The sequence below is a fragment of the Bacillus sp. NEAU-242-2 genome (assembly GCF_027853835.1).
GTDB lineage: Bacteria > Bacillota > Bacilli > Bacillales > Bacillaceae > Bacillus > Bacillus velezensis.
Genome location: NZ_JAPNNY010000005.1, coordinates 151,111 through 164,201, shown reverse-complemented (window position 1 = coordinate 164,201; position 13,091 = coordinate 151,111). Strand labels below are relative to the sequence as shown.

Here is a 13,091-nt window from a genome sequence, read left to right as displayed (position 1 = left end):
CAAAATCATCAAGTACATAGGACTTTTCTGTAAATCATGAGCAAGTTGTTTATAAACTGAAAAGCATGATCTGTAAAAATCTCTTTATCGGGAGGTTTTACATGTGAGAAGTGAAGACGAAATGATGAAATTGATTCTTGATATTGCGATGAAGGACGAGAGAATCCGTCTTGTCACTTTAGAGGGATCAAGAACCAATAAAAATGTACCGAGAGACAAATTTCAAGACTATGATATTTCTTATTTTGTGACCGATATGGACTCTTTCACATCTGACGAAAGCTGGCTGGATCAGTTTGGCGAAAGAATGATGATGCAAAAACCTGAAGATATGGAACTTTTCCCTCCGGAACTCGGAGACTGGTTCTCCTATCTCATGCTTTTTAAAGATCATCATAAAATCGACTTAACTTTGATCCCTCTGAGTCAAACAGAGGATTATTTTACACAGAGTGATGGTTTGGCGGAAATAGTATTAGACAAGGATGACCGAATCAACAGTAAGATGATTGCGAGTGATGAACAATATCATATAAAGAAACCGACCCCCAGAGAGTTTGATGATTGCTGCAATGAATTTTGGATGGTTTCAACCTATGTGATTAAAGGATTAATGCGTAAAGAAATACTGTTTGCGCTGGATCATATGAATGACATTTTAAGGCCTAATGTTTTGCGTATGATTGCGTGGAATATCGGGATAGAGCATCAGTTTTCATTAAGTGTAGGGAAGAATTATAAGTATATTCAACATTACATGAATGCGAAAGATTGGGAAATTCTGCTGAATACTTATGTCGGCAATACGTATGAAAGCGTGTGGAAGGCATTGTTTGACTGCCAGGATCTCTTCAGAGCATATTCAACGTCAGTGGCTGTTTTATTGAGATATGAATATCCTGAATATGATCAGCAAATTACGGAATATACAATTAAACATTATCAGCGCTTTCAATCAGATTTTTCATTATGATTTTTTACTTCAAATTCCAGATGAGCTGCATTGAGTCCGTTTTTAACGGGCTTTTTTTATTTTCTTACAGGGCATAAATGCCGATACGGATTCATACCTATTAAGGTCATGTGTTTAGGAAAGGAGGATCGTAATGAAAGAAAATCAGCCGTTTACACCGGTCAAATCCTATAAACCCTTCCACAGCCGGTTTGATCCCTGCCCGCCGATCGGAAGAAAATACTACAGAACGCCGCCGCATCTTTATATGCGGTTTCAGCCGTATCACTTGGAGCAGTTTTCTCCGATGGAGGCATTGAGAAAAGGAACCCTTTGGAAGGATCTTTACGATTTCTATGATAATCCTTATCGGGGGGGAATCGAATATGGCGAAAAAGATTGATGATGAATACTATCGGCTGCTGGAGCAAATTCAGGCGGCGGACTTTGTCTTGGTGGAGCTGACGCTTTATCTGGATACGCATCCCCATGACCGTCTCGCGCTTCAGCAGTTTCATGAATATTCCCGGTACTCAAGACAGCTGAGAAAGCGGTTTGAGCCTGAGTACGGACCGCTTCTGCAATTCGGCGTGAGTCAGGTCGGCGCTCAATGGGACTGGGGCCGCGGTCCTTGGCCATGGCAAGTATAAGGAGGGATCTGTAAATGTGGGTATATGAAAAAAAGCTGCAGTATCCGGTTAAAGTGAGTACATGCAACCCGATGCTGGCTAAGTTTCTCATTGAACAATACGGCGGGGCGGACGGCGAATTGGCCGCAGCGCTCCGGTACTTAAACCAGCGCTACACGATTCCTGATAAGGTGATCGGCCTGCTGACGGATATCGGCACGGAGGAGTTTGCGCATTTAGAAATGATTGCGACGATGATTTATAAGCTGACAAAAGATGCGACACCGGAGCAGCTGCGTGATGCAGGGCTCAGTGATCATTACGTCAACCATGACAGCGCGCTGTTTTATCACAATGCGGCCGGAGTTCCGTTCACAGCGTCTTACATACAGGCGAAGGGAGATCCGATTGCTGATTTATATGAGGATATTGCGGCTGAAGAAAAGGCGAGAGCGACGTATCAATGGATTATTGATATTTCCGATGATCCTGACCTGAATGATTCACTCCGTTTTCTGCGTGAGCGTGAAATCGTTCACTCTATGCGTTTCAGGGAAGCGGTTGAGATTTTAAAAGAAGAACGTGATAAGAAGAAAATTTTTTAAACGGCCCTCAAACATGACGGCTGTTTTTTTCCTTTCTGCGTTTGGTCTATAATAAAGGTGTCAAATATTCTGATTACAGGAGGATTTTATGACACCATTTACGATTACGGAGGAGAAGGCGGGGGCATTCCGGGCCACCTCCGCCCGGAAGGATGATGAAGAAGAGGTTATGGATCTGCTCGTGCAAGCGGCAGAATGGCTTCGCGATAAAGGGTCGAACCAGTGGAACGGCCTTCTGCAAGGGGAAGATACCCACAATATGCGGGAGGCGATCGCCAAAGGGTATGTTTTTTTATTCAGGCAGAATGAAGAGCTGGCCGGCGTCGTCATGCTGCTTCCCGAAGCAAGCGGGTGGGACAGACGTCTATGGGGCGATGAAGGACATGAGGAGTCCGTATATCTCCACCGGCTGGCGATTAACAGGCGGTTTGCAGGCGCGGGGCTCGGCCGGACAATCATGACTTGGGCGGAGACGGGTGTGTCTTGTCCGGGAAAAACGAAAATCCGGCTCGACTGCGTGGCCGAAAACAAGGCGCTTCAGTCGTTTTACAGCGGAATGGGTTACGAATCAAAAGGGCTCGCGCCGGGTTATCATTTGTTTGAAAAAAAGGTGAGTAAATAAAAAGCTCCTTATGACGGAGGTGCAAAAGACATGGGGTTTTTTTATCTGATCTGTCTGGCCGCATTTTGTCTTAACTTTGCCGTATCGGCTGTGCTCCGTAAGAAATGGCCGAAAAAGATGTGGCCTGAGTGCCTTTTGGCGGTGCTGGGCCTGACTGCTTTCGGTACGGTTGTTTACAGCATTTTCGGTGTCGGCGGCTGGGAAGGAATGGGCTTAGGGCTTGCCGCGATGTTTGCCGGTTCCGGAGCGGCAGCCGGTTATGCCGCTGAGGTGTGCTTACGGGTCGTCAGATCGAATCAAAAACAGTAAGCAGAAGTGAAAAAAACGCAGCCTCGGCTGCGTTTTTTTGTGTATTGCCGGCCGCTGTATAGAAAACAGGCGGATGTCCATAATGGTAATGACTTTTAAGAAGAAGGTGCGAATATGGGACATTTACTTACAGTGGCTTGGGAGTTAGTATGCGGCTTGGGTATTTTATTTGTGATTTTAAAATTGCTTGGAAAAACCCAATTCTCGCAAATTACGCCGTTTGATTTTATTTCCGCGCTCATCCTCGGCGAACTGGTCGGAAATGCGGTGTATGATAAAGGCGTCAGGATTATTGAAATCATTTTTGCTTCTCTGTTATGGGGGGTTTTAATTTATCTCATCGAACTGATTACGCAGAAAGTAAAAAGCTCCAGAAAGCTGTTGGAAGGCGAGCCGAGTATTATCATACATAAAGGAAAACTGAAATATGATGTGCTGAAAAAGAATAAGCTGGACATTAATCAATTGCAAAGCCTTCTCAGACAGGCGAATTGCTTTTCCATACAGGAAGCGGAGTACGCGATTTTAGAAACAAACGGGATGGTCAGCGTCCTGCCGAAATTCCAATATGACACGACGAAAAACGGCGACATGCAAATAAAGCCGAAGCAGGTCTCTTTGCCGGTCACGCTGATTATTGACGGCGAAGTGCTGTATGAAAATCTGAAAGAAGCCGGGCTGGAAGAAAAGCAGCTGACTCAGGAGCTGAAAAAGCTGAACATCAAAAGAACGGAGGACGTGCTGTATGCGGAATGGAAGCCCGATAAACCGCTGTTTGTCCTGCCGTATGAGGAGAAAAATTAAAAAGAGCATTGCCCTGGGGCAAATGCTCTTTATTATTTTTCGTGTACGCCTGTTTTAACGGCTCTGACATGATACATACCGACATCCGTTCCAAGCATATAATCAGGTTTCGGCTTGCCTTGGTTTGCTTTGTGGGCCGCGATGTGGTCTTCGCTTTTTTCCCATTGTTTCCAATGGTCTTCAGACTCCCAGCGGATTAACACGACGACTTCTTCATCACCGCGGCGGACTTTTTTTTCCAGAACCGTTACGTCTATCAAACCTTCCTGCTTTTCAATCACGCCTTCTGAACTGAAGCGTTCGATTACTTTGTCGGCATGTCCTTCTTTTACGGTCATTTTTCTGATTTGCACAAACATCTGGCAGCTCTCCAATCCTTTTCACGTTTTATCCAACATTTTAAATGAAAATGATTCTCAAAGTCAATTGAGATGCCTGACGGATTACGATTTCAGGAGAAAGACATGACCATCCTCATCTTTAAATTGCACGAAGCTGCCCCATTCCATTTGTTTCGGTTCATCTAAAAAGGTGATGCCGTTCTTTTTCATCTGTTCGTATGCGGCAAAGACATCTTCACACTCAAATACGATAGAAGCCTTCATATGCTCGGCGCCTTTCATCATCGATTTCGGATAAATAACCAAATGAGTGGCGGCCCCTTTGGGCGCTACCTCAAGCCAGAAGGCGCCCGGTCCCATCGGATGCTCGGCGACGGTTTCAAACCCCGCTTTTTCCGTCCAGAATGTTTTCGCTTTTTGCTGATCATCAGTGTATACGGCAACTGTCGCGATTTTTTTGATCATCATACTGACCTCCTGTTTCATTTCTTTTATAGTGTGTCCTCCTGCCGAAAAAAGCAATCAAAAGCTTTAATGTGCCGGCTTTTTTTAATTTCTCTAGTGCGATTGGCGATTCCGATTTATAATTTAGACAAAAGTACATATTCTTGAAAGAGGAGACGGCAGTGAACAAAGACCAATTACTTCATGATTATATTATTACACATTCGGCAGAGCTGACGGAAAAATGGCTTAAGCTGAGACGGAAGCTGAGAGGGCGTTTTTATTCTGCGGATCAATTAAGTGAGGAAATGAAACGGCTGCTGATCGAGCAGCATACCTTTACAAACACGGTCATCGCAAGCGCTTTTTTGGAAGATCCGGCCGTTTTTCAGCATAACAAAGAAAAATGGGCCGCACAGGTAGCGAAAAGCAGAGTGGAGCAAGACGCGGAGGTTCATGAGGTCGTTGAGGCGATCGGCAATTCAAGAACCGTCTTTTGGGAGGCGGTCACCCGTTTTATGGATGAGCATCAGGACATTGTAACAAATGAGGATGCCCGCCGCTGGAATTACATTGTCAACGGCTCGTTTGATCAGCTGATGACGGATTTTACTGAACAGTTTCAGAAATTAATGATCGCGAGGCTGTCATCTCAGCAGGAGCTTATTTCCGAATTGAGCTGTCCGGTTATTTTGATCGCGGATACGATCGGCACTCTGCCGCTTATCGGCGCGATTGATACAAGACGGGCGCGTGTGATTTTGGAGTCGGTGCCGGAAAACTGTGTCGCCAAACGGATCACAAACCTTGTGATTGATCTGTCCGGTGTGCCCATTGTCGATACGATGGTGGCGCAGCAATTGTATATGCTGTCGAAAACGTTATTTCTCCTCGGCATCAGAACCGTGTTTTCCGGCATTCGGCCTGATGTGGCACAGACTTCTATCCAATTGGGACTTGATTTTTCAGAGTATCAAACTTACGGCTCCCTGGAGCAGGCGCTCGCCAGCATGGGTGTCACATGTGTGATCGAGGAAGCAAAAGCATAGAAAAAAGGTGCTCCGGCCAGAGGCGGGGCGCTTTTTTTGTCAGCGGAAAACAATTTAAATATTCTAAAACTTAGTTGACAGCTAGGGATAGTTTGAATTATTCTTATACACATCGAACCGGCACAAATAGCTGATCGTACACAAACGAAAGCTGGCCGTTCTGTCCAAATCTGATACCGGTATAATTGCCCATCAGTCAACTGAAGGCATATTATTTCCCTTTTTTGAAAGGGGATAATATGCCTTTTTTTATGCGGAAAAAGAGAGGAGAAATCAGGCACATGAAAAAAACAGCGGCATTTTTAGTATTGATCTTATTGGCAGGGGCGCTGTCAGCCTGTCAATCTGAGTCCGGCAGCGCGTCATCAGACGGAAAGACCGTTCAGCTGCTGAATGTATCGTATGATCCGACACGGGAGCTGTATAAAGAGTATAATCAGGCCTTTTCTTCCTATTGGAAAAAGAAAACGGGTCAAGATGTAACCGTTCAGCAGTCGCACGGAGGTTCGGGGAAGCAGGCCAGATCCGTAATAGACGGACTCGACGCTGATGTCGTAACGCTTGCTTTAGGTTATGACATTGATTCGATAGCAGAAAAAGCCCGGCTCATTGATCAAAACTGGCAGTCACGTCTGCCGGATCAATCAACTCCTTACACGTCAACCATCGTATTCTTAGTCAGAAAAGGGAATCCGAAACACATCACTGATTGGGCTGACTTGGTGAAAAAGGACGTTTCGGTCATTACGCCCAATCCGAAAACATCGGGCGGAGCCAGATGGAACTATTTAGCGGCATGGGCATATGCCGATGAAACGTATCATCATGACGACACGAAAATCAAACAGTTTATGAAAGACCTCTACGGCAATGTGGAAGTGCTTGATTCAGGGGCGCGCGGAGCCACGACCAGTTTTACAGAAAGAGGGATGGGGGATGTGCTGATCGCCTGGGAAAATGAGGCCTATCTCACACTGAAGGAATTCGGCAAGGAGAAATATGAGATTGTCAATCCTTCAATCAGCATTCTGGCTGAGCCTCCTGTCTCTGTTGTCGACAAAACCGCCGATAAAAAAGGAACAAAAAAAGCGGCTGAAGCATATTTGTCCTACCTCTACAGCAAAAAAGGGCAGGAGATCGCCGCGAAGAATTTTTACCGGCCCCGCGATAAAGAGGTTCTGAAAAAGTATGAAAAACAATTCCCGCAGATTAAAACGGTGACGGTCGAAAAGGAATTCGGCGGCTGGAAAAAAGCGCAGGAAACCCATTTCAATGACGGCGGAACCTTTGACAGCATCTATGAGAAATAGAAAGAGGAAACGAGTATGAGAACGTTACTTTTCAAAAAAACAAAACCGTCCGTGATTCCGGGGTTCGGATTAACGATGGGATTTACATTTTTATATATGGCCGTTTTGGTTATCGTGCCGCTGTCCATGGTGTTTTTTCATACGATGTCAATGGGGCCCGGGGACGTCTGGCATATCATTTCTGAGCCGAGGGCCGCGGCTTCCTATCGGCTGAGCTTCTTGACGGCGGGCTGCGCCGCTTTGATCAATGCGGTTTTCGGCGTTGTCATCGCCTGGGTGCTGACGAGATATGACTTTCCGGGGAAAAGGCTGGCTGACGGCCTGGTTGATCTGCCGTTTGCGCTGCCGACCGCCGTCGCAGGCATTACATTAACGGCAATGTATTCACCGGACGGCTGGATCGGACAGTTGTTTCCTTTCCGTATTTCCTTTACACCGATCGGCATTGTCATCGCATTGACGTTTATCGGGCTGCCTTTTGTCGTCAGGATGGTTCAGCCCGTCTTAGAAAATCTCCAAAAGGAAACGGAAGAAGCATCTGCGTCACTTGGAGCTTCGAAATGGAAAACCTTCCAAAAGGTCATTCTGCCGGAGCTTTTTCCTTCTATTATATCGGGTTTCGCATTATCTTTTGCCCGCGCCCTCGGGGAGTATGGTTCTGTTGTATTTATCGCGGGCAATATGCCGTTTAAAACCGAGATTTCCCCGCTGATCATTATGACGAAATTAGAGCAATACGATTATGCCGGGGCAACAGCTGTTGCGGCAGTCATGCTTGTCATCACATTTTTCATTTTATTCATCATCAATGGATTGCAATGGCTCACCGCGAGAAAATACGCAGGAAGGTAGGGGATATGCCATGCAGCTGGAAACAGCGAAAACAGCCGTGCCTAAGCGGGAGATACGGGAATCACCCGTTGTGAAATGGGTGCTGATCTCAGCAGTTCTGCTCTTTTTGTCCATATTTTTAATCATGCCGCTTGCATTTATATTTATTGAAGCTTTTAAAAAGGGAGCGGAAGCATATATCCTCTTTGTCACGCATCCGGATTCCCTTGCCGCGATGAAATTGACGCTCCTCGTCGTTTTCATCACGGTTCCGCTGAATACGCTGTTCGGCGTCGCCGCGGCGTGGGCTGTGACCAAATATGAATTCAGGGGGAAAAGTCTGTTTTTGACACTGATTGATCTGCCGTTTGCCGTGTCTCCGGTAATCGCGGGCTTAATCTTTGTCCTTTTGTTCGGGCTTCACGGCTGGCTTGGTCCATTTTTACTTGATCACCAGATAAAAATCGTCTTCGCAGTCCCGGGAATCGTGCTTGCATCCTTGTTTGTGACGCTCCCTTTCATTGCCCGGGAATTAATACCGCTTATGCAAAGCTTGGGAAATGCTGAAGAAGAAGCGTCCGTCACCCTTGGTGCTGGTGGCTGGAGAACGTTCTGGCATGTGACGCTTCCTAATATCAAATGGGGGCTGATCTACGGGGTGATTTTGAGCGCGGCCCGAACAATCGGCGAATTCGGCGCCGTATCAGTCGTTTCCGGTCATATCAGGGGTGTTACCAACACGCTCCCGCTTCATATCGAAATTTTGTACAACGAATATCAGTTTACGGCCGCTTTTGCGGCGGCCTCCGTCATGTCGGTTTTTGCGATTATGACACTGTTTTTGAAAAACATCATTGAATGGAAAGCCGGTTATCGTTCTGTCAAAGCCGGATGAGGAAGGAGTCATTATGGAGATTACGATCGACACTATTTCTAAGCATTACGGAAACTATCAGGCATTGCGGGATATCAATCTTCACGTCAATAATGGCGAGCTGGTTGCGCTTCTCGGCCCGTCAGGCTCAGGCAAAACGTCATTATTGAGAGTCATTGCCGGCCTCGAGCAGGCAGATGGGGGACGTGTCCTGTTCGGAAAACAAGATGTGACGGATACGCATGTGAAAAGCAGACATGTCGGTTTTGTGTTTCAGCACTATGCGTTATTCAGCAAGATGACGATTTTTGAAAATGTCGCCTACGGATTAAAAGTCCGTCCGCGAAAGCAGCGTCCCGCCAAAAAGGAAATTGCCGAAAAGGTGAGAGAGCTTCTGGCGCTTGTGAAACTGGAACCTTATGAAAAGCGCTATCCCCCGCAGCTGTCAGGCGGACAAAGACAAAGAGCCGCCCTCGCACGCGCCTTGGCCGTAGAACCGAACATTCTGCTGTTGGATGAACCGTTCGGCGCGCTTGACGCCAAAGTAAGAAAAGAGTTAAGGCAATGGCTCAGACGGCTTCATGATGAATTCGGCATGACAAGTATTTTCGTCACTCACGACCAGGAAGAAGCGCTTGATGTGGCCGACCGCATCGTCATTATGAATGAAGGTGCAATTGAACAGATCGGAACGCCGCAGGAGGTGTATGATCACCCCGCAAATCCGTTTGTGTACGACTTTCTCGGCAGTGTCAACGTATTTGAAGGAAGAGTGGAGGAAGGAAAGCTGATCACCGGAAACGCAGCAATACCTGTCGGGCATGCTGATCAGGACAAGGGGATCGCTTATGTGAGGCCGCACCATTTTACCGTAGAAAAAAAACCGTCCGGTCTGCATTCATTTGAAGCAAAGGCGGCTCATATCCGTGCCATCGGACCGTCCGTCAGATTGGAAGCCGTCCGTACCGACACAGGCCAGCACTTGGAGATTGAGCTCTCAAAAGAGCAATATGACGCCTTGGGGGCGGGCGTCGGCGACACGGTTTATGTCAAAGCGAAGGAAGTGAAAGTTTTCGCAAAGAAAACATATCCGAAAATTGTGTAAATGCTGTTGATTTCTGAATGAAAACATAATAGTATAATTATATATTTCTTATCAGAATAGTATGAATTAAAACACTCATTGTCAAAAGACGAACGGCCAGACATAAAGGGGGAGCATGATGACGTCCAAAGGAAACGTAGATCCGCATGTGATCGAAAAGATTATCAGTGCGCTGGAAACGCTCGATTTCGGGACTGTTCAGATTACGGTTCATAATTCCCAAGTGACACAAATTGATAAGGTGGAGAAATATCGATTTTCCCTGAAGAGCAAAGAAGTAAAACAATCTTAAAAAACAGCCAATGACAGGAGGCGGTACATATGAAGCATTCAACTGTTCCTTTCCGGGAGAGCCGGTATCTGCACCTGCCCGAAGTGCGCTTTCTGCATTGGTGCACGAAGCAATACGGCATAAATAAAGGCGTGCTCAATACAATTGACGGCTGGTTTTATGATGCGGGCGTCATTCCGATTCCCGTCAGGCGTCTTTATGTGCTGGCATTCCTTGATTTCGTGAAAACGCCGGGGCAGAAGGGGAATATCCGATTCGGGCACGGCGGATTGACGAAAAAACTGCATGATTTCATGGATATGCAGGAGTGCGCAGCAAAACGTCAGGCCTGACATCCTTAAAATCTTCTTAAGATCATGCAAATTTCTCCCATTTTATTTATAATAGACCTATCACGATCATTTTTTGGGAGGACTTTTGACATGCAAACTGCTGCTTATGAGAGCAAACAATCTATTATGCAGCGCATTATAACGGTATTTGTGTTTACACTGTTAGTTGCGACAATCGGCCTGTATACGGGCCGGTTCATTCCGCCGGCATTGATGCTGCCGCTGTCGGTCTTAGAGGTCGTCATGATCATCGCCGCATTTTGGCTGCGCCGAAAAAAAGCCGTCGGATATGTGTTTGTCTTTTCATTCGCTTTTATTTCCGGAATGACGCTGTTTCCGATCATCAGCCATTATGCGTCCGCAGCCGGAGCCTATGTCGTATTGGAGGCATTCGGTTCTTCGTTTGTGATTTTTGCGGTGCTCGGCACGATCGGCGCTAAGACGAAAAAGGACTTGTCGTTTTTATGGTCCTTCTTGCTTGTCGCTCTTATCTCGCTTCTCGCAGTGGGGATCTTTAATATTTTCAGCCCGCTGAATTCCGCCGCCATGATGGCGTATTCCGTCATCGGAACGATTGTGTTTTCAATGTACATCTTATACGATCTGAACCAGATCAAGCACCGGGACATCACGGCTGACCTGATTCCTTTGATGGCATTGACGCTTTATATCGACTTTATCAACTTGTTTATCAACCTGCTTCGGTTTTTCGGGATTTTAAACAGTGATGATTAACCGCGCGAAAAAGGCGCCCTGCTGAGAGGGGCGCCTTTTTATGTTCTGTCTCCGGAAAACAGCAGAAGCTTATCAAATAAAACTTCAAGCATTTTTGTCAATTCCGCTTTTTCTCCAGCAGTGAAGCTTTCCATGACTGCTGAAATGTTGGAGAAGTGGCCGGGAAGAAACAGCATCAGCTTTTCTTTTCCTTCCCTTGTAAGTTCGATGCTGATTTTTCGTCTGTCACCGGTATGCCGGCTGCGGTTTACAAAGCCGTCCCGTGCGAGTCCGTCGATCAATCCGGTGATGGTCGCTTTGGTGACATTGGATTTTTTCGCCAGCTCCGTCGGACTCAGGCTGTGGCCGGGTTCGTCAAACAGAAACATTAAAATTTTGAATTTCCCTTCGGACAATCCGTGACTTGAGAAATAATGCTCCATGACCTGATTCATTTTTTTAGACATATCAAATAACGTCAAAAATGTTTTCAATGATTCAGCATCCATATCGGCGTAAATCTCAGCGCGTCCGGCAATCTGCGAGTAATCCGGCAAATGTCTCAACTCCATTTTTGTAAGCCTCCGTACCATTTTAGTGATTCAAAGTATAAGCTTGCCGGATTCAAAAGGCAACCTATAAAGATTGACAGTTTTTCAGCCTATATAGTAAGGTGACTAATAGTTAATGAATGATAAATAAATAGAGAAGGCGGTATCGTGATGAACCATGAAGTGAAAAAGATCATCATAGCGGGCGGAGGGATCGGCGGCCTGTCCGCAGCGATTTCTCTCGGCAGAGCAGGTTTTGAAGTAACCCTTTGCGAGGCGGCGTCCGACATGCGAAAAAGCGGAGCGGGCATTCTTCAGCCTCAAAATGCGCTTCGGGTGCTTCGGGAAATCGGTGTGTATGATGAATGCTGTCAACACGGCTTTCAAACGGATTGGCTGAAGCAGCATGATGAAAACGGAACGCTGCAGTTTAAAGTGAGTGAGGCGTTTTTAGATGATACATTGCCGGGGCGGAATAATATATTGCGGCAAACATTAAACGATATCCTCAGGAAGCATGCTGAAGCGGCGGGAGTCACGATTCTGCCCGGTAAAAAAGTCGTGTCTTACGAAGAAACGGCAGATGAAATAACGGTGCATTGTGGAGACGGAACCGCGATGACGGCTGACATTCTCGCCGGCTTTGACGGCATCCGCTCCGCTGTCCGCGATCAAATGCTGCAAAGGGAAGTGAAAACAGAGTATCTCGGCATGGGAGCGCACAGATTTTACATTTCTTTTCCCGAGCCGGTTTTTCATGATTCAACACTGATGTATAAAAAAGGGCAGACGCAGGTCGGGGTCGTGCCGCTCTCTGAAAAAACAGGATACGTATTTATCATCCGGCCGTATGACGCTGACTTCAGGGATGACGAGGACACACGTTTTGAACGGGTGAGAGACTTGCTGCGCGGAATTCCGGGAGTAAAGTTTGTGACAGAGAATATGTCAAGGGAATATCCCGTTTTGTTTCATAAGATTGAGCAGATGGCGGTCAAAGAACCGTGGCACAGAGGCCGCGTCGTTCTGGGCGGGGATGCCGTCCATGCAGGAGCGCCGACATTGGCGCAGGGAGCGGCGATGGCGATTGAAGACGCGATTGTGCTTAGTGAAGAACTGCAAAAGCACGAAAACTATGAAACTGCATGTCAATCATACTTTGAAAGACGGGCGGAGCGGGCATTACAGGTGCAGAATCTCTCATCTGAAATCGTCCGCCGCGAGATAAAGGGAACGCCCGGCGTCCAAGACATCATCGGTGAATGCTATCGATTGCTCAAAGAGCCTTATTAAATAAAGAAAGTCCAGAACATGGCGTCTGGACTTT

19 protein-coding genes are annotated in these 13,091 nt (G+C 46.6%); 16 read left to right on the top strand and 3 right to left on the bottom strand.

All coding sequences use genetic code 11. The annotated features are described in order from the left end of the window. Positions 1-103 precede the first annotated feature (103 nt). From ant(6) to OWN49_RS15750, 7 genes are all read left to right on the top strand, one after another. Positions 104-973, top strand: coding sequence for an aminoglycoside 6-adenylyltransferase (gene ant(6) / locus OWN49_RS15780; protein WP_077721918.1), 870 nt, complete (start codon positions 104-106; stop codon positions 971-973). 133 nt (positions 974-1,106) lie between these two features. Further along, positions 1,107-1,355, top strand: a complete 249-nt coding sequence (gene cotJA / locus OWN49_RS15775; RefSeq protein WP_003155704.1) for a spore coat-associated protein CotJA — start codon at positions 1,107-1,109, stop codon at positions 1,353-1,355. Then, complete coding sequence (gene cotJB / locus OWN49_RS15770) at positions 1,339-1,602, top strand: spore coat protein CotJB (protein ID WP_007408934.1); 264 nt, start codon at positions 1,339-1,341, stop codon at positions 1,600-1,602. The genes cotJA and cotJB overlap by 17 nt, the downstream gene beginning before the upstream one ends. A gap of 14 nt (positions 1,603-1,616) precedes the next feature. Then, the gene (cotJC, locus tag OWN49_RS15765; RefSeq protein WP_003155700.1) at positions 1,617-2,186 is read left to right on the top strand and encodes a spore coat protein CotJC; all 570 of its coding nucleotides are present in this window, start codon (positions 1,617-1,619) and stop codon (positions 2,184-2,186) included. An 88-nt stretch (positions 2,187-2,274) separates the two neighbouring features. Then, positions 2,275-2,808, top strand: coding sequence for a GNAT family N-acetyltransferase (locus tag OWN49_RS15760; protein WP_077721919.1), 534 nt, complete (start codon positions 2,275-2,277; stop codon positions 2,806-2,808). Between the two features lie 30 nt (positions 2,809-2,838). Then, positions 2,839-3,117: a YesK-like family protein gene (locus OWN49_RS15755; protein ID WP_017419062.1), complete on the top strand. Its 279-nt coding sequence runs from the start codon at positions 2,839-2,841 to the stop codon at positions 3,115-3,117. Between the two features lie 114 nt (positions 3,118-3,231). Further along, positions 3,232-3,921, top strand: coding sequence for a YetF domain-containing protein (locus tag OWN49_RS15750; RefSeq protein WP_077721920.1), 690 nt, complete (start codon positions 3,232-3,234; stop codon positions 3,919-3,921). A 32-nt stretch (positions 3,922-3,953) separates the two neighbouring features. Here OWN49_RS15750 and hmoA read toward each other — a convergent pair whose 3' ends face one another. Further along, positions 3,954-4,280, bottom strand: a complete 327-nt coding sequence (gene hmoA, locus OWN49_RS15745; protein ID WP_003155696.1) for a heme-degrading oxygenase HmoA — start codon at positions 4,278-4,280, stop codon at positions 3,954-3,956. A gap of 84 nt (positions 4,281-4,364) precedes the next feature. Beyond that, positions 4,365-4,727 carry a VOC family protein gene (locus OWN49_RS15740; RefSeq protein WP_007408938.1) on the bottom strand — a complete coding sequence of 121 codons (363 nt, stop codon included), beginning with the start codon at positions 4,725-4,727 and terminating at the stop codon, positions 4,365-4,367. Positions 4,728-4,888: 161 nt separating this feature from the next. On the opposite strand from OWN49_RS15740, the gene OWN49_RS15735 reads away from it, so the two are divergent. From OWN49_RS15735 to OWN49_RS15700, 8 genes are all read left to right on the top strand, one after another. Beyond that, positions 4,889-5,755 (top strand): STAS domain-containing protein, encoded by an 867-nt coding sequence (locus tag OWN49_RS15735; RefSeq protein WP_063174331.1) that lies wholly within the window; start codon positions 4,889-4,891, stop codon positions 5,753-5,755. Positions 5,756-6,036: 281 nt separating this feature from the next. Further along, positions 6,037-7,065 (top strand): sulfate ABC transporter substrate-binding protein, encoded by a 1,029-nt coding sequence (locus tag OWN49_RS15730; protein ID WP_063174337.1) that lies wholly within the window; start codon positions 6,037-6,039, stop codon positions 7,063-7,065. Positions 7,066-7,080: 15 nt separating this feature from the next. Then, a complete protein-coding gene (gene cysT / locus OWN49_RS15725) occupies positions 7,081-7,917 on the top strand; it encodes a sulfate ABC transporter permease subunit CysT (protein ID WP_060674487.1) in 837 nt (278 codons plus the stop codon). Between the two features lie 10 nt (positions 7,918-7,927). Continuing rightward, positions 7,928-8,791: a sulfate ABC transporter permease subunit CysW gene (cysW, locus tag OWN49_RS15720; protein WP_060674489.1), complete on the top strand. Its 864-nt coding sequence runs from the start codon at positions 7,928-7,930 to the stop codon at positions 8,789-8,791. A gap of 13 nt (positions 8,792-8,804) precedes the next feature. After that, the gene (locus OWN49_RS15715) at positions 8,805-9,875 is read left to right on the top strand and encodes a sulfate/molybdate ABC transporter ATP-binding protein (RefSeq protein ID WP_176283182.1); all 1,071 of its coding nucleotides are present in this window, start codon (positions 8,805-8,807) and stop codon (positions 9,873-9,875) included. Between the two features lie 118 nt (positions 9,876-9,993). Continuing rightward, positions 9,994-10,167 (top strand): YezD family protein, encoded by a 174-nt coding sequence (locus OWN49_RS15710; RefSeq protein ID WP_003155693.1) that lies wholly within the window; start codon positions 9,994-9,996, stop codon positions 10,165-10,167. A gap of 29 nt (positions 10,168-10,196) precedes the next feature. Further along, positions 10,197-10,499 carry a hypothetical protein gene (locus tag OWN49_RS15705; RefSeq protein ID WP_003155691.1) on the top strand — a complete coding sequence of 101 codons (303 nt, stop codon included), beginning with the start codon at positions 10,197-10,199 and terminating at the stop codon, positions 10,497-10,499. Between the two features lie 90 nt (positions 10,500-10,589). Beyond that, positions 10,590-11,234, top strand: a complete 645-nt coding sequence (locus tag OWN49_RS15700) for a Bax inhibitor-1/YccA family protein (protein ID WP_172614520.1) — start codon at positions 10,590-10,592, stop codon at positions 11,232-11,234. A 38-nt stretch (positions 11,235-11,272) separates the two neighbouring features. Here OWN49_RS15700 and OWN49_RS15695 read toward each other — a convergent pair whose 3' ends face one another. Next, positions 11,273-11,785: a MarR family winged helix-turn-helix transcriptional regulator gene (locus OWN49_RS15695; protein WP_060674495.1), complete on the bottom strand. Its 513-nt coding sequence runs from the start codon at positions 11,783-11,785 to the stop codon at positions 11,273-11,275. 150 nt (positions 11,786-11,935) lie between these two features. On the opposite strand from OWN49_RS15695, the gene OWN49_RS15690 reads away from it, so the two are divergent. Next, on the top strand, positions 11,936-13,057 hold the full coding sequence (locus OWN49_RS15690; protein ID WP_176283188.1) for an FAD-dependent oxidoreductase: 1,122 nt from the start codon (positions 11,936-11,938) through the stop codon (positions 13,055-13,057). Positions 13,058-13,091: the final 34 nt, after the last annotated feature.